Below are 22,173 nucleotides of genomic sequence, written 5' to 3' on the forward strand. Positions count from 1 at the left end.
CTCGCGATAACGTCGGCACAGCCAAACGCCGACCTCAGGAATCGCGCCGCAAATCCGGCGGAATCGGCAGGTCCTTGAGCGGATCGGGACGCTTGCCCTTGCCGGCGCGGTGCTGGCGAATCTGATAGACATACGCCAGCACCTGGGCCACCGCCAGATAGAGCCCGGCGGGGATTTCCTGTTCCAGCTCGGTGGAGTAGTAGATCGAACGCGCCAGCGCCGGCGACTCCAGCAACAGCACTTCGTTGGCCACGGCGATCTCGCGGATCTTCAGCGCCAGGAAATCGCTGCCCTTGGCCAGCAACACCGGCGCCCCGCCCTTCTCGGCGTCGTACTTGAGCGCCACGGCGTAGTGGGTCGGGTTGGTGATGACCACGTCCGCCTCGGGAATCGCCGCCATCATCCGCCGTTGCGACATCTCGCGCTGGACCTGGCGAATCCGCTGCTTGACCTCCGGGCGCCCTTCCTGGTCCTTGTGCTCGTCCCGCACTTCCTGCTTGGTCATCAGCAGCTTCTTGTAGCTCTGGTACAGCTGCACCGGCACGTCCACCGCGGCGATCAGGATCAGCCCGCAGGCCATCCACAAGGTACTCCAGGCCACCACTTGCACGCTGTGGATGATCGCCTGCTCCAGCGGCTCGTGGGCGATCCGCAGCAGGTCGTCGATATCCGAGCGCAGCACCGACAAGGCCACGATCAGGATCACCACGAACTTGGCGAAGGCCTTGAGCAGCTCGATCAGCGAGGTCGGCGACACCATGCGCTTCATGCCGCTGAGCGGGTTCATGCGACTGAACTTGGGCGCCAGGCTCTTGGTTGAAAACAGCCAGCCGCCCAGGGAGATAGGGCCGATGAGCGCCGCCAGCACCAGGGGCAGCAGGATCGGCATCGCGGCGATAATCGCGATCTTGCCCGAATGCAGCAGGTACAGGCCCATGGCGCCGGGGCTGAGCAACACCTCGCGCGGCAGGGAGAAATTCAGGCGCATGATTTCCAGCAGGTCCTGCGCCACCCCCGCGCCGTAGATCAGCAGGCCGGCGGCCCCGATCATGGTGATCGCCAGGGTGTTGAGTTCTTTGGAGCGGGCGATCTCGCCCTTTTCCCGGGAGTCCTTTTTACGTTTCTCCGTGGGGTCTTCTGTCTTGTCCTGACCGCTCTCGCTCTCAGCCATGGTTCACCGCGCCTGCGCCAGGTTGCGCAGCAACTGCAGGGCCTCGACGGCCAGCGGTTGGTACTGGTTGAGAATGTCGCCGAGGCTGACCCAGAAAATCACCAGGCCCAGCACCAGGGTCAGCGGAAAGCCGATGGAGAAGATGTTCAGCTGCGGCGCCGCGCGGGTCATCACGCCAAAGGCGATGTTCACCACCAGCAGCGCGGTGATCGCCGGCAATACCAGCAACAGGGCGGCGCCCAACACCCAGCCGAGCTTGCCGGCGATTTCCCAGAAATGGTTGACCAGCAGCGCGCTGCCCACCGGCAAGGTGGTGAAGCTTTCGGTCAGCACCTCGAAGACCACCAGATGACCGTTCATGCCGAGGAACAGCAAGGTCACCAGCATGGTCAGGAACTGCCCGATCACCGCCGCCGAAACGCCGTTGGTAGGGTCGACCATGGACGCGAAGCCCATGCCCATCTGCGTCGAAATGATCTGCCCGGCGATCACGAAAGCCTGGAAGAACAGCTGCAAGGAAAAGCCGAACAAGGCGCCGATGATGATCTGCTCGGCAATCAGCAGCAGTCCACTGAGATCCAGCGCGTTGACCGCCGGCATGGGCGGCAGGCCCGGCACCAGCACGACGGTGATGGCCAGGGTGAAATACAGGCGGATACGGGTCGGCACCAGGGTCGTACCGAAGACCGGCATGGTCATCAACACGGCGCCGATACGGAACAGCGGCAGCATGAAGCTCGCGACCCAGGTGCTGATCTGCGTATCGGTAAGCGCCAGCAGAGACATGGCTTAGCCGATCAACTGCGGAATACTGCCGTACAACTGCAGGATGTATTCCATGAAGGTTTGCACCAGCCAGGGACCGGCGACGATCAGCGTCACCAGCATCACCAACAGGCGCGGCAGGAAGCTCAGGGTCTGTTCGTTGATCTGGGTAGCGGCCTGGAACATCGCCACCAGCAGGCCCACCAGCAGGCTGGGAATCACCAGGATGGCGACCATCATGGTGGTCAGCCAGAGCGCTTCGCGAAACAGGTCTACTGCGACTTCAGGCGTCATAGCGCGTCACCCGCCAACAAGGTTCTAAACACCACCGAAACTGCCCGCCAGGGTACCGATGATCAGGGCCCAGCCATCGACCAGCACGAACAGCATGATCTTGAACGGCAGGGAAATGATCAGCGGCGACAGCATCATCATGCCCATGGCCATCAGCACACTGGCGACCACCAGGTCGATGATCAGGAACGGAATGAAGATCATGAAGCCGATCTGGAACGCGGTCTTCAGCTCCGAGGTGACGAAGGCCGGTACCAGGATCGTCAGCGGCGCCTGGTCCGGTGTCGCGATGTCGGTGCGCTTGGACAGACGCATGAACAGCTCCAGGTCGCTGCTGCGGGTCTGGGCCAGCATGAAGTCCTTGATCGGCACCTGGGCCTTGGCCACCGCGTCCTGGGCGTTGAGTTTCTCCGCCAGGTACGGCTGCAGGGCATCCTGGTTCACCCGGTCGAACACCGGGGCCATGATGAACATCGTCAGGAACAACGCCATGCCGGTGAGGATCTGGTTCGACGGCGTCTGCTGCAGGCCCAGGGCCTGGCGCAGGATCGAGAACACGATGATGATCCGGGTGAAGCTGGTCATCAGCATGACGAACGCCGGAATGAAGCTCAGCGCGGTCATGATCAGCAGGATCTGCAGGCTGACCGAGTATTCCTGCTGGCCGTCGGCATTGGTGCCGAGGGTGATCGCCGGGATCGACAACGGGTCGGCCGCCAGCGCCAGCGGCGCCGCCAGCATCAGGGCCAACGTCAAGAGGAGGCGCAACGGCATTACTTCTTATCCTTCTGATCCTTGCCCAGCAGCTCCATCAGGCGCTGGGCAAACTCCGGAGTCGCCTGCTCGGTGCTCGGCACCTGCACCGGCTCCTTGAGCACATGCAACGCAGTGATGGTGCCCGGCGTCAGGCCGAGCAGAATCTGTTCGTTGCCGACCTGCACCAGCACCAGCCGGTCCCGCGGGCCAAGCGCCCGCGAGCCGATCAGCTCGATGACCTGCCCCTTGCCGGCCGGTCCGGCCTGCTGCACCCGGCGCAACAGCCAGGCGAGGAAGAAGATCAGCCCCACCACCAGCAACAGGCCCAGCACCAGCTGGGTCAGCTGACCGGCCACGCCGCTGCTGCCAACCACTGGTGCGGCGGTACCGGCCGCGGGCTCGGCGGCCAGCGCCCAGAGCGGCCAGGCCAGGAACAGCGCGAGTGCCTTTCTCACTTAGCGCAGCTTCTTGATGCGTTCGCTCGGGCTGATCACGTCGGTCAAGCGGATGCCGAACTTCTCGTTGACCACTACCACTTCGCCATGGGCGATCAGCGTGCCGTTGACCAGCACGTCCAGCGGCTCGCCGGCCAGGCGATCGAGCTCGATCACCGACCCCTGGTTGAGCTGCAGCAGGTTGCGGATGTTGATGTCGGTGCTGCCGACCTCCATGGAGATCGACACCGGGATGTCCAGGATCACGTCCAGGTTCGGCCCGTCGAGGGTCACCGGCTCGTTGTTCTTCGGCACACTGCCGAACTCTTCCATCGGCAGGCGATTGGACGCCGGCGCGCTGGCCGCATCGGCCGCCAGCAAGGCATCGATATCGTCTTGCCCGGCATCGCCGGTTTCCTGCAGGGCGGCCGCCCACTCATCAGCCAGGGCCTGGTCTTCTGCGGAAGTCATTTCGTGTTCGTCAGCCATGTTGTCCTCGGCGGGCAAAAAATCATTAACAAAGCGAATTCATAACAACGCCGCTCAACGGCGCTCGATCGGCTCGATCACTTGCAGGGCCAGGTTGCCCTTGTGCGAACCGAGCTTGACCTTGAACGCCGGTACGCCGTTGGCGCGCATGATCATGTCTTCGGGCAGTTCCACCGGGATCACATCCCCTGGCTGCATGTGCAGGATGTCGCGCAGGCGCAACTGCCGGCGCGCTACCGTGGCGCTCAAGGGCACATCCACGTCCAGCACGTCTTCGCGCAGGGCCTTGCTCCAGCGCTCGTCCTGGTCGTCCAGGTCCGACTGGAAGCCGGCGTCGAGCATTTCCCGCACCGGCTCGATCATCGAGTACGGCATGGTCACGTGCAGGTCGCCGCCACCGCCATCGAGCTCGATGTGGAAGGTCGAGACCACGATCGCTTCGCTCGGGCCGACGATGTTGGCCATGGCCGGGTTCACTTCGGAGTTGATGTACTCGAAGTTGACTTCCATGATCGCCTGCCAGGCTTCCTTCAGGTCGACGAAGGCCTGCTCCAGCACCATGCGCACCACGCGCAATTCGGTCGGGGTGAATTCACGGCCTTCGATCTTGGCGTGACGACCGTCGCCGCCGAAGAAGTTGTCCACCAGCTTGAACACCAGCTTGGCGTCGAGGATGAACAGCGCGGTACCGCGCAGCGGCTTGATCTTCACCAGGTTGAGGCTGGTCGGCACGTACAGCGAGTGCACGTATTCGCCGAACTTCATCACCTGCACACCGCCCACCGCCACGTCCGCCGAACGGCGCAGCATGTTGAACATGCTGATACGGGTGTAGCGGGCGAAACGCTCGTTGATCATCTCCAGGGTCGGCATGCGTCCGCGGACGATGCGATCCTGGCTGGTCAGGTCGTAGCTTTTGACGCTGCCGGGCTCGGCGGCGTGTTCGGTCTGCACCAGACCGTCATCGACGCCATGCAGCAGCGCGTCGATCTCATCCTGGGACAGCAGGTCCTGCACGGCCATGTCGTGTTCCTACTGCAGTACGAAGTTAGTAAAGAGCAACTGCTCGACCACCACTTTGCCGACCTCTTTCTGGGCCACTTCCTGCACACTGGCGGTGGCCTTCTGGCGCAGCATTTCCTGGCCGACCGGAGTCGCCAGGGTGTCGAAGCTCTGGCCGGAGAACAGCATGACCAGGTTGTTGCGGATCACCGGCATATGCACTTTCAGCGCGTCCAGATCGGCCTGGTTGCGCGCCAGCATCGTGATGCTCACCTGCATGTAGCGCTGGCGGCCGTTCTGCGTGTAATTGGCCACGAAGGCCGGCGCCATGGGCTCGTAGATGGCCGCCGGCTTGACGCTGCTGGTCGCCTCGGCCGTCTCGGCAGGCTTGCTCTGGGCACTGCTGTGCATGAAGTACCAGGTAGCCCCGACGGACAAACCGATCGCCAGCAACAAGGCCAGAACAATCAAGAGGATAAGCTTGAGTTTGCCTTTCCCGGCGGGGTTTTTCTCTGCTGCTTCGCTCTTCGCCATGCCAATAATCCGTCACTAATCGGGTTTTCACAGTCGCACGGCAAGGCAAGAGCAAGTGTTATGCCAGATTTGTCTGAACCGAAGGGATAGGGCAGCGCAAAGCAAAAGATCGCCAGCCGCGGCACCACGCGACTGGCGATCTTCTGTTCAATGACGCCTGAAGCGGGTCAGGCGTAATAGTCGACGGCGCTGGTGCCGATGACCGTGCTGGTGCTGGCGGCGACTTCGGCGGCGCTCGGCGGCAACTCTTCATCCACGCCATCCAGGCGCCCGCCACTGGCATGGGTGCCGTTGCTGCGATGCTGCCCCTGCTGGGCCTGCTCCTGGCCACCCTGCCAGTTGCGCGACTGGTCGGAGACGTTGACGTCCACCTGCCCCATGCCTTGCTGGTGGAACATGTCGCGCAGGCGATGCATCTGCCCTTCGAGGGCCTCGCGCACGCCGACATGGGCACTCATGAAGGTCACCTGGGTCTGCTGGTCCGGCACCATGTTCACGCGAATATCCAGGCGCCCCAGCTCGGCCGGTTGCAACTGGATCTCGGCCGACTTGAGGTTGACGCTGGACAGGTACATGACCCGGTTGACCACCTCTTCGGTCCAGCCGCTTTGATGCATGGCCAGCGGCTGGTTCACCGGGACGGCGTTGGCGGTCTTGGGCGTGGCCGCCTGGGTCAGGGCCGCCAGGCGGTTGGCGAAATCGTCGACGCGGGTGTCGCTGGCAGCGCTCTTGAGGTCCTTGAGACCGTCATCGAGCAGACCGCTGAAGGCCTTTTCGCCGCCCTGTTCGGTGCTGTCCTTGTCCACCTGCAGGTCCAGCATGTTGGCCATGCCACTGGCGAAGGTCTGGGCCGAAGTCGGTCCGTCATCGGCCACCACGGTCGGCGCCGCCTTGTTCTGCGCCTGGCTGGAAGCCGAGACATGGCCGCTCTGCTCCATCGCCAGGCGTACTACCGGCAGCGCGTCCAGCGGGTCGGCTTCAGGGTCGAATTCCGGATCGACCGGCACCGGCGCCACGCTACTGGCCACCACCGGTACAACCGGCGGCGTTTGCGGCTGCACTGGCGGCTGTGCCGGGACCGGCGCGGCCGCCACTTCCGGCTCGGGCACCGGCAATGGCACCGGCTGGGCCGCCTGCATCAGCGCCGGATCGAGGGTCGGGTCGACCGGCGTGCCGTCGGCCAGCGCCTGATCGCTGCTCGCGGCCTGGTCATCGGCGACCTTGTCGTCACTGGCAGTGGCCTTGTCGGCAGGCAAGGTTTTGCCGCTATCGGCAACCGCCGGCTCGGGGGAGGCAGCCTTGCCCTTGCCCGGATCCACCTTGGCAGCGGCTTCGACACCCTTGTCACGAGCCGGCTTGATGGGGCCGTCGGCGGCCGCTACCGGCTTGCCGAGCGCTTCCTTGGCGAACACCCGGGCAAAGCTTGCGCCTTTATCCCCGGGCTCGGCGGCGCTGGCCTGGGGGGTGGCGGAAGCCGCTTGAGTCTTGGCCTGGGAGGCGGCCTGAAGCAGCATGTTCGGGGTAAGGGGCATGAAAACGGTCTCCGCTGCACTGGGATCGTAGGTACAGTTGAGAGACTTGATTGCAAAGGTCGAGCCAGCTTTGCTGGCTCGCGGGAAAAAGCCTGGGTTGCTACGGTTTTTCAGCAGTGAAAACGCTGGCGTTCCTGCTGGCACAGCTGCCGGACAATGGCGAATTCGCCATCGATCTCGCCCACCAGCTGCTCGATACCACGCAACGACGAGTCCTGGGCACGCTGCTCCAACTGATGACAGAGCTCGGCCAGGCGAATCGCCCCCATATTGCTGCTGCTGCCCTTGAAGCTGTGTGCAGTGGCGACAAGTTGACGGGGGTCGTCGACCTTGTGCAACTGGCGCAAACGCTCTTCGGAGTCGCAGAGGAAGGTGTCGAGCAACAACGGATACTCATCCTCCATGACTTCCTGCAATGCGTTCAGCACCTCGTGATCCAGATGAATTTCAGCCACTTGCTCACTCCTTGATCAAGAATCGGCGAATTATGCCAGAGGCTCCCAGGAAAACTCCACGCAGGCACTACGACCATCGTCAGACCAGCTGGCACGCTGGCTGAGCTGACGGATCAGGCTGACGCCACGCCCGGACAGGCGGTCGCCATCGACGGGCCGCGCCATCACCCGGCCGACATCGAAACCACTGCCACTGTCCTCGACCCGGATCAGCAAACGACCGCCAGCACCTTGAGGCTCCACCTGCAGGTGCACCCGCACAAACCCCTCCTGCAACGCTTCCAGGCGTACCGCGCGCTCCTGGTAATAGCGGGAAAAGCCCTGGGCATCGCGCTTGAGGCTTGAATCCAGGCGCAATACGCCATGCTCCAGGGCGTTGGAATACAACTCGGCCAGCACACTGTAGAGCGCCCCGCTCTGCGCCCGCAGGCCATGCACCTCCAGCAACAGTTGCAGCAGGTAAGGCAGAGGATTGAAGCGCTTGAGGGTGGCGGCGCGATACTCGAAACTCACCGACCAGTCCAGCGGGCAGGACTGACCGCTGTCGGAATACACCAGCGCCGGCGGCGTCAGCTGCCGGGCCTCGAGCAGGCTGACCTCGACCATGCTCACATCGTCCCGCGCATCGCCGCCAAACTCGCTCAGGGCCCGCTGGATCTCCTCGAACAGCAGGTCCGGCTCGCGGTTGGCGGCAAACACCTGCTGCAGGCGCTCGACACCAAACAATTGTTCGTTGGCGTCGCAGGTGTCGATCACCCCATCGGACAACAGGAACACCCGGTCGCCCAGGGCCATGGGAAAGACTTCGGTGCGGTCGTCGAATGCCTCGGCGCCCAGCACCCCCAGCGGCAGATGGTGGGCCACCAGCGGCACCCGCTCCCCGCTTGCCAGGCGATGCAGATAGCCATCCGGCATGCCGCCGTTCCACACCTCCACTGCCCGCCGCTGGAAACTCAGGCACAGCAGCGTCGCACAACAGAACATGCCCACCGGCAGGATGCGCTTGAGCTTGGCATTCATCTCGCGCAGGGTTTCCGGCAGCCCGTAACCCTTGGCCGTCATGCCGTAAAACACCTCGGCCAGGGGCATCGCGCCCACGGCCGCCGGCAAGCCGTGGCCAGTGAAATCCCCCAACAGCACATGCATGTCGCCCGTCGGGGTAAAGGCAGCCAGCAGCAAGTCACCGTTGAACAGCGCGTACGGCGATTGCAGGTAGCGGATATTCGGCGCGCTCAGGCATCCGGAATGCGCCACCTTGTCGAACACCGCCTTGGCCACCCGCTGTTCGTTGAGCAGGTAGTCATGGTGCTGGGTGATCTGGTCGCGCTGCTGCAGCACGGTTTCCTGCAGGCGCCGCAAGCGATCCATGGCCTTGATCTTGGCCGCCAGGATCACCGGACTGTAGGGTTTTGCCAGAAAATCGTCGCCGCCGGCTTCGAGGCAGCGCGCCAGCGCCTCGCTCTGGGTGAGCGAGGTCAGGAAAATGATCGGCACCAGCGCTTCGCCAGCCAGGCGCTTGATCTGCCGGGCCGCCTCGAAACCGTCCATCACCGGCATCATCGCGTCCATCAGCACCAGGTGCGGGCGCTGCTGGACGAATAGTTCCACCGCCTCGGCGCCGTTACTCGCCGTCAGCACCTCGTGCCCCTGGCGCCGGACGATGCTCGACAGCAACATGCGGTCGCTCGTGCCGTCTTCGGCGATCAGCACGCACAGGGGTGCCTCGATCGACTGCATGTCGATCAACTGATGTCGAACAGTTTGTCGAAATTGGAAATGGCGAGAATCTTGCGCACGTCCGAGTTGCTGTTGATCACTCGCACGTCGGAATCGTCGCCGCCGGCGTGATCGCGCAGCAACAGCAGCATGCCCAGGGCAGAACTGTCGAGGTAGGTGGCGTCTTTCAGGTCCACCACTATGGATTCGGGCTTTCTGTTGAGGCGCTCGTAGGACTCGCGAAACTCTTGATGTCGGCCAAAATCGAAACGTCCCTTGATCGAAATCGTCAGTTTTTGCCCGTCCGGTGATACTTCAGTAACGACTGACATGATACCGCTTCCTTGTGATTGGCAATCTGTACAAGGTTTAGCACCCCGTACAAGCATGGGCAACCCGAACCGCCGAAGCGTCGCTGACGAGCGCCTGGCGGCGACGAACGGAATGGCGCTCAGTACGGATCCTGGCGCGGCAGGCGCTGGGACAGCTCGTCGAGCAGCTTCTGCTCGCGCTTGTCTTCCAGTTGGCGGGCTTCATCGATGTAGCGCTGCACCAGCTTGCGCAAGCCTTCGACCCGGGCATAGGCCTGCTGCCAGGTTTCCCGGGCGCGGTTGAGATTGTTCTGGTGCCAGGCCAGGCTTTGCCGCTGCTGCCCCACGGCGGTTTCCAGCTGATTGAGGAAGTGCTGGTAGTTCATCAGCCATTGGCCGGAAACCCCGCCGCTGCCCCGCTCGATCCACTGCTGCTGGTATTCGGCACGAAAGCGCTCCAGGTCCCCCAGCTTGCTTTCCGCCAGGCGCACCTGACCCTGGAAATGCCCCAGGCGCTGGGCGGCGGTGCGCTCGGCGCTTTCGGCCATTTCGACCACGGGCGCCAGACGCGCGGCACGGCTGTTGGCCATGGTGGATCAGCCGCCCGGCGCCGGAGCGAAAACCATCTCCAGATGGGCTTCGCTTTCACCCAGGCTGATGCTGTCGTTGAGCCCCTGGCGCAGGTAGGTGACCATCGACGGCTGCAGCGAGATGGCGGTGTCGGTTTCGCGATCGCCGCCCGGTACATAGGCGCCGACGCTGATCAGGTCGCGCGCCTGCTGGTAACGCGACCACAGCTGCTTGAAATACTGGGCGCGGGTCATGTGCTCCGGGGTCACCACCGCCGGCATGACCCGGCTGATGGACGCCTCGATATCGATGGCCGGGTAATGCCCCTCTTCCGCCAGGCGCCGTGACAGCACGATGTGCCCGTCGAGCACGCCACGGGCCGAGTCGGCGATCGGGTCCTGCTGGTCGTCGCCTTCGGACAGCACGGTGTAGAACGCGGTGATCGAGCCGCCACCGGCCTCGGCGTTGCCCGCGCGCTCCACCAGTTTCGGCAGCTTGGCGAATACCGACGGCGGATAACCCTTGGTCGCGGGCGGCTCGCCGATGGCCAGGGCGATTTCCCGCTGGGCCTGGGCGAAACGGGTCAGGGAATCCATCAGCAACAGGACGTTCTTGCCCTTGTCGCGAAAATATTCGGCGATACGCGTGCAGTACATGGCCGCACGCAGACGCATCAGCGGCGCATCGTCCGCCGGCGACGCCACCACCACGGAGCGCTTGAGCCCCTCCTCACCGAGGATGTGCTCGATGAATTCTTTAACTTCACGGCCCCGCTCACCGATCAGCCCGACCACGATGATGTCGGCCTCGGTGAAGCGGGTCATCATGCCCAGCAGCACACTCTTGCCCACGCCGGTACCGGCGAACAGGCCAAGACGCTGACCGCGACCCACCGTCAATAATCCGTTGATGCAGCGAATGCCCACGTCCAGCGGCCGGCTGATGGGGTCGCGCTTGAGCGGGTTGATGGTCGGACCGTCCATCGGCACCCAGTCCTCGGCCTTCATTCCACCCTTGCCGTCCAACGCACGGCCGGCGCCGTCGAGAACCCGGCCGAGCATGCTCATGCCCATCGGCAGGCGGCCGGTATGGGCCAGCGGCACGACCCGAGCGCCCGGCGCGATGCCAGTGACACTGCCGACCGGCATCAGGAATACCTTGCTGCCGGAGAAACCCATCACCTCAGCCTCGACCTGCACCGGGTGATAGCTGTCGTCGTTGATCACCATGCAGCGCGTGCCCATGGCCGCCCGCAGGCCTTCGGCCTCCAGGGTCAGGCCGACCATGCGCAGCAGGCGACCTTCGAGAATGGGCTGGTTCGGCAGTTCGGTGGCGTCGGCGTAGCTGCTCAGGCGCTTGCCGAAGCTGGTGCGGTCAAGGCGCATCGGTGGGGTCCTGCGCGAGGTCGACAGGGTCGACATCCGCGGCGGGCTTGCCCGTGGCGGCCCCCAGCTCGACGCTCAGGTCCGGTTCGGCGGGATGCAAAGCCTGTTCGTGAAGCTGGTCGGACAGCTTGTCCATGATCTTGGCGATCCGCGTTTCCATGGTCGCGTCGATACGGCTGTGCTCGGTCTCGACCCGGCAACCGCCCGGCAACAGGGCTTCGTCTTCGACGATGCGCCAGCTTTCCTCATGGCGCTCGCGCAGGCTTTTGACCTGGGCGAAGTCCTGCGGATTGACGTACAGGCGCACATTGCCCACGCCCAGCGGCAGCAGCTTGAGGGCTTCGCGCATGACATGCTCGATCTGGCTGGAGTCGATGGCCAGCTCGCGCTGGATCACCTGGCGCGTCATGTGCTGCACCAGGTTGACCAGGGCTTTTTCGATCTGTGTGTCCTGTTCGGCGATCGGCTCGAACAAATTGCCCATCAGCGTTTCCAGCGCTGCCAGCTTGGTGCTCAGGGCCACTTCGGCTTCCTGGCGGACCTTCAGCGTGGTGCTGTGGAAACCTTCCTTTTCGCCCGTGGCGAAGCCTTCGTTATAGGCTTCCTGGCGAATGCTCTCGAGCTCTTCGAGGGTCAGTGGCTGGACTTCTTCCAGCGGCACTTCCTCGATCTCCGCTGGCGGCTCTTCAACCGGTTCCGGCTCGGGCTCGGGGACATGGGGATCGAAACTGGGCAGCGCCCAGACGTCGAAACCACCGACGTCCCGAGCGCGAATCAGGTCGCTGTGGGATTCATCACTGCTGGACGACATAAAGCGACCTTAGATCATTTCTTCGCCGCCCTTCCCGCCGAGAACGATTTCTCCGGCTTCGGCCATACGGCGGGCAATGGTGAGGATTTCCTTCTGCGCGGTTTCCACATCGCTGACGCGCACCGGGCCCTTGGCCTCGAGGTCGTCGCGCAGCAGTTCGGCAGCCCGCTTGGACATGTTCTTGAAGATCTTTTCCTTGACGCCTTCGTCCGACCCCTTGAGGGCCAGGACCAGCACGTCGGAAGACACTTCGCGCAGCAACGCCTGGATGCCGCGGTCGTCGACATCGGCAAGGTTGTTGAACACGAACATGAGGTCTTCGATCTGACCGGACAGGTCTTCGTCGACTTCGCGGATCGAGTCCATCAACTGGCCTTCGATCGAGCTGTCGAGGAAGTTCATGATGTCGGCAGCACGCTTGATACCGCCCAGGGTGGTACGCGAGGCGTTGGAGTTGCCGGCGAACTGCTTCTCGAGAATCTGGTTGAGTTCTTTCAGGGCGGCCGGCTGTACGGTATTGAGCGAGGAAACCCGCAGAATGATGTCCAGGCGCGCCTTGTGGTCGAAGTTGCCGAGCACTTCGCCCGCCTGGTCCGGATCGAGGTACGCCACCACGATCGCCTGGATCTGTGGGTGCTCGTAACGGATCACGTCCGCCACGGCGCGCGGCTCCATCCACTTCAGGCTGTCCAGGCCACTGGTGTTGCCGCCCAGCAGGATGCGGTCGATCAGGCCGTTGGCCTTGTCCTCGCCCAGGGCCTGGGTGAGCATCTTGCGCACATAGTCGTCGGAGCCCACGCCCAGGCTGGTCTGGTCGCCGACGATGTCGACGAACTCGCTCATCACCTGCTCGACCTGCTCGCGATGCACGTTGCCCATCTGCGCCATGGCCACGCCCACTCGCTGGACCTCTTTGGGGCCCATGTGGCGCAGCACCTGCGCGGCATCAGTGGAGCCCAGGGACAGCAGCAGAATCGCGGCCTTGTCGACCCGGGTCAGTTTGGCGGTAGCGGCTCGGTTATCACTCATCTGCGTTAATCCACTCTTTCACGACCTGGGCCACGCGACCCGGATCTTCTGCCACCAGACTCTTGATTGCGTTCAACTGTGCGTCATAGCCTTCGCTCGGGCTAGGCAGCAGGATGCTTTGCGGGCCGCCGAGGCTGACGCGATCGTTGGCCAGCTCGCCATCCAGGCCACCCATGCCGCCGAGTTCGACATCGCTGCCGAGACCCGCCAGTTGCTTGCCCTTGCCGCCACCGGTGATGTTGTTGAGCACCGGGCGCAGCACGCCGAACACCAGGACCAGGATAAACAGCACGCCCAGGACCTGCTTCACGATGTCCCAGAACCAGGGCTGCGAGTAGAACGGAATGTCGGCGATCACTTCACCACGATCGGCCGAGAACGGCACGTTGATCACACTGACGCTGTCGCCACGGCTGGCGTCGAAACCCACGGCGTCCTGCACCAGGCGGGTAAAGCGCGCCAATTCGTCGGCGCTCCAGGGTGCGCGGGTGGTTTCGCCGTTGGCCGCATTGACCTTGACCTGATCGTCCACCACCACCGCCACCGACAGCCGGTTCAGACGACCCTGCTGTTGCTTGGTGTGGCTGATGGAGCGATCCAGCTCGAAGTTCTTGGTGGATTGTTGACGCTTGTCGTTGGGGTACGGCGCCAGCATCGGCTGGCCGGTGGCCGGGTCCATAATCTGCTGGCCGTTGGCGTCCAGCAGCGGCTGGCCTGGCTGCACCATGCCAGCGGCAGCGGTAGAGCCACCGGTAGTCTGAGGCGCGCTGGCCGGCGACGGCGGCTGGTTGCTCAGGGCGCCAGGAACGCCTTGCGGGCCCAGGCTGCTGGAGCGTTGTTCGTTGACCGACTGCTCGCTGCGCAAGGCCGGCTGGTCCGGGTTGAATTGTTCGGAAGTCGACTCGACGGCGCTGAAGTCCACATCGGCGGACACTTCAGCCTTGTAGCGGTCGTTGCCCAGAATCGGTTGCAGGATGTTGTGCACCCGCTGGGTCAGCATGCTTTCCATGCGGCGGCTGTAGTCGAATTGTTTGCCGGCCATGGTCAGTTCGGAGTTTTCCGCCTGGTCGGAGAGCAGGTTGCCCTTCTGGTCGACCACGGTGATCTGCGACTTGCTCAGTTCGGGAACGCTGGTCGCCACCAGATTGACGATGGCCACCACCTGGCCCGGCTCCAGCGAACGACCGGAATACAGCTCGACCAGTACCGAAGCGCTGGGCTTGCGCTCGTCGCGCACGAACACCGAGCTTTTCGGGATCGCCAGGTGCACGCGTGCGCCCTTGACGTTGTTCAGGCTGGAAATGGTCCGCGCCAGTTCGCCTTCCAGGCCGCGACGGTAACGGGTCGCTTCCATGAACTGGCTGGTGCCCAGGCCCTGCTCTTTATCGAGAATCTCGAAACCGATATTGCCGTCGCCTGGGGCCACGCCTGCGGCCGCCAGCTTGAGGCGTGCACGCGGCAGGTCGTCGGCCTTGACCAGCAAGGCGCCGGAATTGGGCTCGACGGTGTAAGGAATGTCGGCGGAGGCCAGGGTGTCCATGACCTGCTTGGCGTCCATGCCGGCAAGGCTGCCGTACAACGGACGGTAATCGGGTTGCTGGGACCACAACACCACGGCAAAACCAATCGCCACGCTGGCAGCCAGACCGACCATGAGGCCAACCTGACGCAACATGGTCATCTCGGAGAGGTTTTCCAGAAAAGACAATCCGAACAGCGGCGGCTTGCCTTCTGTCGGAGTGGCCTTGGCCGGTACGTTATCGGCGACTGCTTCTGCCATGACTCAATCTCGTCCTTAAACCGGCATCTGCATGATGTCTTGGTACGCCTGAACCAGCTTGTTGCGCACCTGGGTCAACGCCTGGAAGGACACACTGGCCTTCTGCGAGGAGATCATCACGTCGGTCAGGTCGACACCGCTCTTGCCGATCTCGAAGGCACTGGCCAGCTGGCTGGATGCCTGCTGAGTGTCGTTGACCTTGTTCACCGCCTGCCCAAGCATGTCGGAAAAACTGCTGCCGCTCACCTGCGGCACCGCGGCCGATTTTGGCTGGGCCATGGCGTCCATTTGCATGGCCCGCATGTCCAACATCAACCGATTAAATTCAATACCTTGGCTCATGGTCTACTCTCTCCGACGACCCGCAATTTTTTGACACTCACGCAGCGGTTAGTGAGGTGTTAGCAACAAGGGTGCCAGCTCCGCGGAGACACCGAACAAAAGCCTGCACGGCTTCAGCCTTAAACGACTCATGTCGCAAACAGATACGCCTCGACATCCATTCCGGCATCGCGCATTTGCGCCAACTTGTAGCGCAAGGTACGCGGGCTGATACCCAGGCGCTCGGCCGCCTCCTTGCGCCGGCCGCGCTCGGCCCGCAAGGTGTCGATGATCATCTGGAATTCCCGACGCCGCAGATCGTCGCCCAAGGCCCCCCCCGACTCGGCGGGCGGCACCTCGGCCTCCACCGGCGCACTGCGCACCGCTGCTACCACGGCGGGCGCCATGGCCGGCAACGGCGCACAGGCCAGCGGCCCGCCCAGGCAGAAATCTTCCGGCTGGATCAGGCCGCCCTGCTGCAAAATGAGCGCACGCTGGATGGCGTTGTCCAGTTCACGCACATTGCCCGGCCACGGATAACCGAGCAGGCATGCCTGCGCCTCGGCGGACAACCGGGCGGCAGCGTGTTTCATTTTATTGACGTGCTTGGCCAACAGGCGCTCGGCCAGCGGCAGGATATCGGCGGTGCGCTCGCGCAGCGGACGCCAGGCCAGCGGGAATACCGACAGCCGATAGTAAAGGTCTTCCCGGAACCGCCCCGCCGCCACTTCGCCGGCCAGGTCGCGGTTGGTGGTCGCCACCACCCGGATATCCAAGGCAATGGGTTTGCGCGCCCCGACCCGCTCGACTTCGCGTTCCTGCAGCACCCGCAACAGCTTGGCCTGCAGGGCCAGGGGCATTTCAGAAATCTCGTCCAGCAGCAGGGTGCCGCCATCGGCCTGTTCGAACTTGCCGGGCTGGGCAGCGATGGCACCGGTAAAGGAGCCCTTCTCGTGACCGAACAGTGTGGCCTCGAGCATATTGTCCGGAATCGCTGCGCAGTTGATGGCGATAAAGGGCTGGCTGGAGCGATGGGACTGCTGGTGGATGTAGCGCGCCAGCACCTCTTTGCCGGTACCGGACTCGCCCGAGATCAGTACCGTGGAATCGCTGCGAGCGACCCGCGCCGCCAGCTCGAGCAACTGCGCACTGGCCGGCTCGAATGCCACCGGCCCTTCACCCTCGACCGCCCCCAGGCAACCCAGGGCATGTCGCGCCACCAGATCCAGCAGGGCCCTGGGCTCGAAGGGCTTGACCAGGTAGTCGGCGGCGCCTTGACGCATGGCCTCGACCGCACGCTCGACCGCGCCATGGGCGGTCATCAGCAAGACTGGCAATTGCGGTTGGCGCGCACGCAGCAGGCCCAGCAACTGATGGCCATCCATGCCCGGCATGTTGACGTCGCTGACCACCAGGCTGAACGACTCGCCAGACGCCGCCTCCAGCGCTTCTTCCGCGCTGCCGACCGCCTTGTAGTCATGACCGGCCAACAGCAGCGTATCCGCCAGGGCCTCGCGCAGGGCGCGATCGTCTTCAACCAGTAGAACCTTAATTGCCATTACCTTCACTCCACTCCTTGAGCGCCGCAGAACAGTGGCAGAACCACCAGCGCACATGTGCCGCGCCCAGGACGCGAGCGCAGCAGCAATTCTCCCTGATGGGCACGCGCCACCGCCTTGACGACTGTCAGGCCCAGGCCGGTTCCCGTGGTCTTGGTGGTGAAAAACGGTTCACCCAGGCGCTCCAGCACAGCAGCGTCGATACCACTGCCGCTATCGCTGACGCACAGCCGTAGGCTGCTGCCACGGGTATAAAGATGGACTTTCAGGCGCACCTGGCCGGCACTCGCCTGGATCGCGTTCTCGATCAGGTTGAGCACCGCCCCCACCAGCGTGTCGCGGTTGCACAGCAACTCGCCGGCATGGCTGTCGCACTGCCAGCGCACGGGCACGTCCTGCACATGGGTCAGGGCCGCTGCCTGCAGCGATTGCAGCAGCGCCTTGGGCGTCACGCGATCGGTCAGCGGCAGTTCGCCCCGGGCGAACACCAGCATGTCGCGGACCTGATGCTCCAGCTCATGCAACCGCTCCTTCAGCCGCCCGGCAAAGCGCTGCTGGGTGGCGACGGGCAGTTCTTGCTCGGTCAAGTGACTGGCGTACAACAGCGCGGCGGACAATGGCGTACGAATCTGATGCGCCAGGGACGCCACCATGCGCCCAAGGGACGACAGGCGCTCATGACGGGCCAGCTGATCTTGCAGGTGACGGGTTTCAGTCAGGTCATTGAGCAGCACCAGCTGGCCTGGCTCAGCATCCAGAGAACGAGTGGCGATCGACAATCGCCGCCCGTCCTTCAGGGAAATTTCATGGCCGTCGTCTTCTCGTGGCGCGAAGCAGCGGGCGATCACATGCCGCCACAGCTCGCCCTCGAGAGGCAGGCCCAGCAGGTCGCAGGCAGCAGGATTGGCTTCACGGACAATGCCCTGGGCATCGATGACGATGACGCCACCAGGCAGCAGATCGAGGAGGTTTTGCAGACGGTTGGCCAGACGCTCTTTTTCCGCCAGCTCCTGCATGCGCTGGGCGCTGACCACGGCCAGCTCGCCCTTGAGCTCGGTCACCCTAGCCTCAAGCATGCTGTAGGAGTCGGTAAGCTGGCTCGACATCTGGTTGAACAAGGCGAACGCCTGCTCAAGGCCAAGCCGGCTTGCCTGCTCTACGGACGACGATTGCCCCTGGGTTTCAGGAACAGGAGACATCTGGGCGGCTTGGGGCATCGTGCTCTCTCGCGTGGCTGACCGTCAGTTAAACGGAACGTTGAGAGAGACTTAGCAATACCCGTGCCGAAAAAAAACCGCCCGGTTTTCAACAGGTTAAAAAACAGGCGTCAATCATCCGCCTGTTCATCACCCTCGCGACGGCTCATGCCGTACTTGCGCATTTTTTCCACCAGCGTGGTGCGGCGGATACGCAGGCGCTCCGCAGCCCGCGCGACAATGCCGTTGGCATCGTCGAGCGCCTGCTGGATCAGACCCTGCTCCAGACCACCGAGGTAGTCCTTCAGGTCCAGGCCTTCCGGCGGCAGCATGGCAGTGGCGGCGAAGTCCGGCGTGTGGCCATTGATCGCCACCCGCTCTTCCAGGTCGCTGCGCAGGCTGTCCACCAGTTGCTCGTCTTCGTCGTCGACATAGCGGAACTTCTTCGGCAACTCGACCACGCCGATAACGCCGTAGGGGTGCATGATCGCCATGCGCTCCACCAGGTTGGCCAGCTCGCGGACGTTGCCCGGCCAGCCGTGGCGACAGAGCGACATGATCGCCGCGGAGTTGAAGCGGATCGAACCGCGCTTCTCGTGCTCCATGCGCGAGATCAGCTCGTTCATCAGCAGCGGAATGTCTTCCACGCGCTCACGCAGCGGCGCCATCTCGATCGGGAACACGTTCAGGCGGTAGTACAGGTCTTCGCGGAAACTGCCGACCTCGATCATGCTCTCGAGGTTCTTGTGAGTCGCCGCGATGATCCGCACGTCGACGCTCTGGGTCTTGTTGCTACCCACGCGCTCGAAGGTACGCTCCTGCAACACGCGCAACAGCTTGACCTGCATCGGCAACGGCATGTCGCCGATTTCGTCGAGGAACAGGGTGCCGCCGTTGGCCAGCTCGAAACGCCCGGCACGGCTGGTGATAGCTCCGGTGAAGGCGCCCTTCTCATGGCCAAACAGTTCGCTCTCCAGCAACTCGGCCGGAATCGCGCCACAGTTGACGGGCACGAACGGCGCTTCGCGACGCTTGGAGTGATAGTGCAAGTTACGCGCAACCACTTCCTTGCCGGTCCCGGACTCGCCGAGGATCAGCACGCTGGCGTCGGTATCGGCCACTTGCTGCATCATCTGCCGCACATGCTGGATCGCCCGGCTGGTGCCGACCAGACTGCGAAAGAGGTTGGGCTCGCGATGGCGACCGCGCTCGCGGGCCTGATCGTACATCTCACGATAGACCTGGGCACGGTGCAGGGAATCGAGCAACTTGCTGTAGCTGGGGGGCATTTCCAGGGTGGAAAGCACTCGACGACGCTGGTCTTCCGGCAAGTCAATGGAAGAATTATCGCCCATTAACAAAACTGGAAGGAACTCATCCCAGGTTGAGAGTGTCTTTAACAGGCCCAAAAGTGCACCAGGAGCATTTACAGTCCCGATGAGGACACAGATTACTTCACGACTTGATGACAATGAGCCGACAGCCTGCTGCCAGTCATGGCTACCGCAGGGTAAATTTTCTTCGCCAAGAAAATTTAAAATCACCGCCAGGTCGCGGCGGCGGACGCTATCGTCATCAATCAGCAGAATTTTGGTTTCACGCCACATGCAATAGCAACTTCCCTAGTCAACTCAATGCCCGGAATCAGGGCAAGCTAGACGCTTGTAGGCATTTTGAGCCTGGTAGACGTCTGAAATCTGAAAACAGCCACTAGTTAAGTCAAAAAAGCGTGCACAGTCAAATTTATGGCGCACTGGATTCGGATTAACTTAGGGGTTAATTAACCGAACAGATGGTAAACCTTTGCTGCGTTCTGTGCTTGATGGATCTGCGACATCTCGTCGACTATCGCCTGACGCTCCCCTGTCGTCACTTCCAGAAGCTGCCGATAAACCCCAAGCAGCTCCTGCAGATTCTCGCGCAACGCGGCTTCATCTTCCGGAGTTTCACTCAAGATGTCTTCCATGCAGGAACGGCAGGCCAGATCCAACTGACCGATCGCTTCCCAGTTACGCTCGGCCAGGGCGGCGACCAGTGCTTCACGGGTTTCTTCGATGCGCTGCAATACAAGACTCATGGTGATCTCCTTAGAACTGCGGACCCGGCGCAGCGATGGCGTCCCAGCCTTCCTTGACGGTGCGCAGCAGATCGGCGACCTCGTCGAGAATCTTTGGATCGGTCTTGATGTTCGCCTCGGTGAGGCGCGTCATCATGTAGGTGTACAAGCTGTCTAGATCACCCAGGGTGTCAGGTGACTTTTCCAGATCGAGCCCTTCACGCAAGCCGCCGATAATGCCGATGGCCTTGCTGATGAATATACCTTTGTTGGGAATATCCTTGCGCTCCATCGCCCCCTTGGCCTGGGCGATACGATCCAGGCCGCCTTCCATCAGCATCTGCACCAGACGATGGGGGCTGGCTTCGGAAGTCTGCGCCTGGGCACCAATCTTCTGGTATTGCCGAAGGGCTAACATCGGATTCATGTTCTACCTCATCAAAACTCAAGGGTTCGTATAACCAGCGTATCGACCTGGCGTCAAAAAACTTTAGATCAAAAGCCAAAAGCCCGGGACGTCATGAACGTTGCCGGGCTTTTGTCGCCTTGTATCAATCAGCCTTTCTGTTGCGCGGTCAACGCCTCGAACATCGAGGTGATGTTGCTGGCGGTGGCTTTCAACTTGCCCACCAGGGTGTCCATGTCGTTGTACTTCTTGGTCAGTACTGCCGTCAGGGTCTCGATACGGCGGTCCAGGGCAGCCTGATCCGAAGCCAGCTTGGTCTTGGTCTTGTTCAGCGCAGTGGTGCGCTGATCGAGAACGCCGCCAGTCTGGGCAAAAGGCGCGATGGCCTTGTCCATGCGGTCCAGCAGGCCGTTTTCACCAGTGAACAGGGTCTGCACCTCGCCACCGAGCTTTTTGTCGTTCATCGCCGCAGTGAACTTGGTGGAGTCGAAGTCCAGGGCACCGGTCTTCTGGTTGGTGGTAATCCCCAACTGCGCCAGAACGGTCAGCTTGTCGCCGGACCCGACTTCCGACAGCGGCGCACGAATGGCCGCCAGGATCGAGCGTGGCAACGAGTCGCCAGTCAACTGGGCCGGGATGGTCGGCTTGCCGTCGTCATCCAGGGACGGCTTGGTCAGCGCGGTAACACTGTTGGCCACTGCGTTGTAAGCATCGACGAACTTCTGGATCGAAGCCTTCAAGCCATCGGTGTTGGCCGCGACGGTAATGGTCGAGGTACCTGGAGCGACCAGGTTGAAGGTCATCCCGGAAACCGCCTTGTCCACCGAGTTGCTCTTGCTGGTCAGCGCCATGCCGTCGACGGTGAACTTGGCATCCACTGCCAGGGCACCAATGGAACCGGCAGAGGTCGCAGTCATCGGCGAACCGGGAGCACCAACGACAGTACTGCCGTCGATTTCCAGGCCAGCAATACCGCTAAGGGAAATATCGGAGCCCGCACCGGTAGTGGTCGAGCCCACCACCAGACGCGATCCAAAGGAGTCGGTCACGATGTTCGCGCTGATACCCGCGCTTTTGAGCGATGCGTCGGCGTTGATCGAGTCACGCACCGACTGCAGGGTAGCGCCGGCTTTTACATCGAGGTTGTAGTTAGTGCCATTTTGACTGATTTTCAGGGTACCAGTCGGAATAGCACTTGTAGTACCGCCAGCGAAGGCAGCACTGGTGACTTTCGAGGAAGTCGCAAGATTCTGCACAGCGACAACATAGTTGCCATTGACCGCGGTATTGCCAGCGACCGCTGTTACATACTTGTTGTCGGAAGTAGTGGCGGCATAGCCGGGAAACTGCGGGTTGGTTTTGCTGCTGAGTTCGGTAATGGTGGTCCGAAAGGTCGACAACAAGGACTTCAAGGTGCCGATGCCGGAGATGCTTGCGGTGTTGTTCGCAGTTCCCCGGTCGATCTGACCTTGCTTGGCCGCTTTGTCAGCGTTCACCAAGGCTTTGACGATAGCACCGGTATCGAGGCCGGAGCCTAGACCGGTACCCGGTAGAATTGGACTTGCCATGGAGATCTCCCTTCAGTGTGTCGCCGGTCTTTT

At 62.6% G+C, this 22,173-nt stretch carries 24 protein-coding genes; all 24 read right to left on the minus strand.

The window, feature by feature from the left end:
• Positions 1 to 34: 34 nt before the first annotated feature.
• Complete coding sequence (flhB, locus tag J4D28_RS04765; protein ID WP_009047713.1) at positions 35 to 1,171, minus strand: flagellar biosynthesis protein FlhB; 1,137 nt, start codon at positions 1,169 to 1,171, stop codon at positions 35 to 37.
• A 3-nt stretch (positions 1,172 to 1,174) separates the two neighbouring features.
• On the minus strand, positions 1,175 to 1,957 hold the full coding sequence (fliR, locus tag J4D28_RS04770; protein ID WP_009047712.1) for a flagellar biosynthetic protein FliR: 783 nt from the start codon (positions 1,955 to 1,957) through the stop codon (positions 1,175 to 1,177).
• Between the two features lie 3 nt (positions 1,958 to 1,960).
• A complete protein-coding gene (gene fliQ, locus J4D28_RS04775; protein ID WP_003184009.1) occupies positions 1,961 to 2,230 on the minus strand; it encodes a flagellar biosynthesis protein FliQ in 270 nt (89 codons plus the stop codon).
• Positions 2,231 to 2,254: 24 nt separating this feature from the next.
• The gene (gene fliP, locus J4D28_RS04780) at positions 2,255 to 3,004 is read right to left on the minus strand and encodes a flagellar type III secretion system pore protein FliP (RefSeq protein ID WP_016702247.1); all 750 of its coding nucleotides are present in this window, start codon (positions 3,002 to 3,004) and stop codon (positions 2,255 to 2,257) included.
• Entirely contained in the window at positions 3,004 to 3,441 is a 438-nt protein-coding gene (gene fliO, locus J4D28_RS04785; RefSeq protein ID WP_009047710.1) for a flagellar biosynthetic protein FliO, read from the minus strand. Before fliO ends, fliP begins: the two co-directional genes overlap by 1 nt.
• Positions 3,442 to 3,909 (minus strand): flagellar motor switch protein FliN, encoded by a 468-nt coding sequence (fliN, locus tag J4D28_RS04790; protein ID WP_009042742.1) that lies wholly within the window; start codon positions 3,907 to 3,909, stop codon positions 3,442 to 3,444.
• Between the two features lie 54 nt (positions 3,910 to 3,963).
• Positions 3,964 to 4,932: a flagellar motor switch protein FliM gene (gene fliM / locus J4D28_RS04795; protein ID WP_009042741.1), complete on the minus strand. Its 969-nt coding sequence runs from the start codon at positions 4,930 to 4,932 to the stop codon at positions 3,964 to 3,966.
• A gap of 9 nt (positions 4,933 to 4,941) precedes the next feature.
• Positions 4,942 to 5,445 (minus strand): flagellar basal body-associated protein FliL, encoded by a 504-nt coding sequence (fliL, locus tag J4D28_RS04800; protein ID WP_009047709.1) that lies wholly within the window; start codon positions 5,443 to 5,445, stop codon positions 4,942 to 4,944.
• 167 nt (positions 5,446 to 5,612) lie between these two features.
• Positions 5,613 to 6,977 carry a flagellar hook-length control protein FliK gene (locus J4D28_RS04805; protein ID WP_103331179.1) on the minus strand — a complete coding sequence of 455 codons (1,365 nt, stop codon included), beginning with the start codon at positions 6,975 to 6,977 and terminating at the stop codon, positions 5,613 to 5,615.
• 110 nt (positions 6,978 to 7,087) lie between these two features.
• Positions 7,088 to 7,432 (minus strand): Hpt domain-containing protein, encoded by a 345-nt coding sequence (locus tag J4D28_RS04810; RefSeq protein WP_009047707.1) that lies wholly within the window; start codon positions 7,430 to 7,432, stop codon positions 7,088 to 7,090.
• A gap of 30 nt (positions 7,433 to 7,462) precedes the next feature.
• Positions 7,463 to 9,169 carry a fused response regulator/phosphatase gene (locus J4D28_RS04815; protein WP_103331178.1) on the minus strand — a complete coding sequence of 569 codons (1,707 nt, stop codon included), beginning with the start codon at positions 9,167 to 9,169 and terminating at the stop codon, positions 7,463 to 7,465.
• A 5-nt stretch (positions 9,170 to 9,174) separates the two neighbouring features.
• Positions 9,175 to 9,480 carry an STAS domain-containing protein gene (locus tag J4D28_RS04820; RefSeq protein WP_053268490.1) on the minus strand — a complete coding sequence of 102 codons (306 nt, stop codon included), beginning with the start codon at positions 9,478 to 9,480 and terminating at the stop codon, positions 9,175 to 9,177.
• Positions 9,481 to 9,599: 119 nt separating this feature from the next.
• Positions 9,600 to 10,049: a flagellar export protein FliJ gene (gene fliJ / locus J4D28_RS04825; protein ID WP_009047704.1), complete on the minus strand. Its 450-nt coding sequence runs from the start codon at positions 10,047 to 10,049 to the stop codon at positions 9,600 to 9,602.
• Positions 10,050 to 10,055: 6 nt separating this feature from the next.
• Positions 10,056 to 11,414 (minus strand): flagellar protein export ATPase FliI, encoded by a 1,359-nt coding sequence (gene fliI / locus J4D28_RS04830; RefSeq protein WP_028681929.1) that lies wholly within the window; start codon positions 11,412 to 11,414, stop codon positions 10,056 to 10,058.
• Positions 11,404 to 12,225 (minus strand): flagellar assembly protein FliH, encoded by an 822-nt coding sequence (gene fliH, locus J4D28_RS04835; RefSeq protein ID WP_103331177.1) that lies wholly within the window; start codon positions 12,223 to 12,225, stop codon positions 11,404 to 11,406. Before fliH ends, fliI begins: the two co-directional genes overlap by 11 nt.
• A 9-nt stretch (positions 12,226 to 12,234) precedes the next feature.
• A complete protein-coding gene (gene fliG / locus J4D28_RS04840) occupies positions 12,235 to 13,254 on the minus strand; it encodes a flagellar motor switch protein FliG (protein ID WP_007922630.1) in 1,020 nt (339 codons plus the stop codon).
• Positions 13,247 to 15,034, minus strand: a complete 1,788-nt coding sequence (gene fliF, locus J4D28_RS04845; RefSeq protein WP_009047701.1) for a flagellar basal-body MS-ring/collar protein FliF — start codon at positions 15,032 to 15,034, stop codon at positions 13,247 to 13,249. The genes fliG and fliF overlap by 8 nt, the downstream gene beginning before the upstream one ends.
• Before the next feature lie 15 nt (positions 15,035 to 15,049).
• Positions 15,050 to 15,376 carry a flagellar hook-basal body complex protein FliE gene (gene fliE / locus J4D28_RS04850; protein WP_007922633.1) on the minus strand — a complete coding sequence of 109 codons (327 nt, stop codon included), beginning with the start codon at positions 15,374 to 15,376 and terminating at the stop codon, positions 15,050 to 15,052.
• Positions 15,377 to 15,504: 128 nt separating this feature from the next.
• Positions 15,505 to 16,914: a sigma-54-dependent response regulator transcription factor FleR gene (gene fleR / locus J4D28_RS04855; protein ID WP_103331176.1), complete on the minus strand. Its 1,410-nt coding sequence runs from the start codon at positions 16,912 to 16,914 to the stop codon at positions 15,505 to 15,507.
• Positions 16,915 to 16,919: 5 nt separating this feature from the next.
• Positions 16,920 to 18,131 (minus strand): PAS domain-containing sensor histidine kinase, encoded by a 1,212-nt coding sequence (locus J4D28_RS04860; RefSeq protein WP_016702256.1) that lies wholly within the window; start codon positions 18,129 to 18,131, stop codon positions 16,920 to 16,922.
• Positions 18,132 to 18,241: 110 nt separating this feature from the next.
• Positions 18,242 to 19,717, minus strand: coding sequence for a sigma-54 dependent transcriptional regulator (locus tag J4D28_RS04865; RefSeq protein ID WP_007922638.1), 1,476 nt, complete (start codon positions 19,715 to 19,717; stop codon positions 18,242 to 18,244).
• Positions 19,718 to 19,890: 173 nt separating this feature from the next.
• Positions 19,891 to 20,187: a flagellar protein FliT gene (gene fliT / locus J4D28_RS04870; RefSeq protein WP_009047698.1), complete on the minus strand. Its 297-nt coding sequence runs from the start codon at positions 20,185 to 20,187 to the stop codon at positions 19,891 to 19,893.
• 10 nt (positions 20,188 to 20,197) lie between these two features.
• Positions 20,198 to 20,593 carry a flagellar export chaperone FliS gene (gene fliS / locus J4D28_RS04875; protein WP_016702257.1) on the minus strand — a complete coding sequence of 132 codons (396 nt, stop codon included), beginning with the start codon at positions 20,591 to 20,593 and terminating at the stop codon, positions 20,198 to 20,200.
• A 128-nt stretch (positions 20,594 to 20,721) separates the two neighbouring features.
• The gene (gene fliD / locus J4D28_RS04880; RefSeq protein ID WP_009047696.1) at positions 20,722 to 22,140 is read right to left on the minus strand and encodes a flagellar filament capping protein FliD; all 1,419 of its coding nucleotides are present in this window, start codon (positions 22,138 to 22,140) and stop codon (positions 20,722 to 20,724) included.
• Between the last annotated feature and the right edge of the window lie 33 nt (positions 22,141 to 22,173).

This window comes from Pseudomonas sp. GW531-T4 (assembly GCF_017349615.1).
Taxonomy (GTDB): Bacteria; Pseudomonadota; Gammaproteobacteria; order Pseudomonadales; family Pseudomonadaceae; genus Aquipseudomonas; species Aquipseudomonas chlororaphis_I.

What these genes read in the sequence shown, in the direction of transcription:
- flhB (WP_009047713.1), bottom strand. Translation starts at nt 1,171, where the DNA reads ATGGCTGAGAGCGAGAGCGGTCAGGACAAGACAGAAGACCCCACGGAG.
- fliR (WP_009047712.1), bottom strand. Translation starts at nt 1,957, where the DNA reads ATGTCTCTGCTGGCGCTTACCGATACGCAGATCAGCACCTGGGTCGCG.
- fliQ (WP_003184009.1), bottom strand. Translation starts at nt 2,230, where the DNA reads ATGACGCCTGAAGTCGCAGTAGACCTGTTTCGCGAAGCGCTCTGGCTG.
- fliP (WP_016702247.1), bottom strand. Translation starts at nt 3,004, where the DNA reads ATGCCGTTGCGCCTCCTCTTGACGTTGGCCCTGATGCTGGCGGCGCCG.
- fliN (WP_009042742.1), bottom strand. Translation starts at nt 3,909, where the DNA reads ATGGCTGACGAACACGAAATGACTTCCGCAGAAGACCAGGCCCTGGCT.
- fliM (WP_009042741.1), bottom strand. Translation starts at nt 4,932, where the DNA reads ATGGCCGTGCAGGACCTGCTGTCCCAGGATGAGATCGACGCGCTGCTG.
- fliL (WP_009047709.1), bottom strand. Translation starts at nt 5,445, where the DNA reads ATGGCGAAGAGCGAAGCAGCAGAGAAAAACCCCGCCGGGAAAGGCAAA.
- J4D28_RS04805 (WP_103331179.1), bottom strand. Translation starts at nt 6,977, where the DNA reads ATGCCCCTTACCCCGAACATGCTGCTTCAGGCCGCCTCCCAGGCCAAG.
- J4D28_RS04815 (WP_103331178.1), bottom strand. Translation starts at nt 9,169, where the DNA reads ATGCAGTCGATCGAGGCACCCCTGTGCGTGCTGATCGCCGAAGACGGC.
- J4D28_RS04820 (WP_053268490.1), bottom strand. Translation starts at nt 9,480, where the DNA reads ATGTCAGTCGTTACTGAAGTATCACCGGACGGGCAAAAACTGACGATT.
- fliJ (WP_009047704.1), bottom strand. Translation starts at nt 10,049, where the DNA reads ATGGCCAACAGCCGTGCCGCGCGTCTGGCGCCCGTGGTCGAAATGGCC.
- fliI (WP_028681929.1), bottom strand. Translation starts at nt 11,414, where the DNA reads ATGCGCCTTGACCGCACCAGCTTCGGCAAGCGCCTGAGCAGCTACGCC.
- fliH (WP_103331177.1), bottom strand. Translation starts at nt 12,225, where the DNA reads ATGTCGTCCAGCAGTGATGAATCCCACAGCGACCTGATTCGCGCTCGG.
- fliG (WP_007922630.1), bottom strand. Translation starts at nt 13,254, where the DNA reads ATGAGTGATAACCGAGCCGCTACCGCCAAACTGACCCGGGTCGACAAG.
- fliF (WP_009047701.1), bottom strand. Translation starts at nt 15,034, where the DNA reads ATGGCAGAAGCAGTCGCCGATAACGTACCGGCCAAGGCCACTCCGACA.
- fliE (WP_007922633.1), bottom strand. Translation starts at nt 15,376, where the DNA reads ATGAGCCAAGGTATTGAATTTAATCGGTTGATGTTGGACATGCGGGCC.
- fleR (WP_103331176.1), bottom strand. Translation starts at nt 16,914, where the DNA reads ATGGCAATTAAGGTTCTACTGGTTGAAGACGATCGCGCCCTGCGCGAG.
- J4D28_RS04860 (WP_016702256.1), bottom strand. Translation starts at nt 18,131, where the DNA reads ATGCCCCAAGCCGCCCAGATGTCTCCTGTTCCTGAAACCCAGGGGCAA.
- J4D28_RS04865 (WP_007922638.1), bottom strand. Translation starts at nt 19,717, where the DNA reads ATGTGGCGTGAAACCAAAATTCTGCTGATTGATGACGATAGCGTCCGC.
- fliT (WP_009047698.1), bottom strand. Translation starts at nt 20,187, where the DNA reads ATGAGTCTTGTATTGCAGCGCATCGAAGAAACCCGTGAAGCACTGGTC.
- fliS (WP_016702257.1), bottom strand. Translation starts at nt 20,593, where the DNA reads ATGAATCCGATGTTAGCCCTTCGGCAATACCAGAAGATTGGTGCCCAG.
- fliD (WP_009047696.1), bottom strand. Translation starts at nt 22,140, where the DNA reads ATGGCAAGTCCAATTCTACCGGGTACCGGTCTAGGCTCCGGCCTCGAT.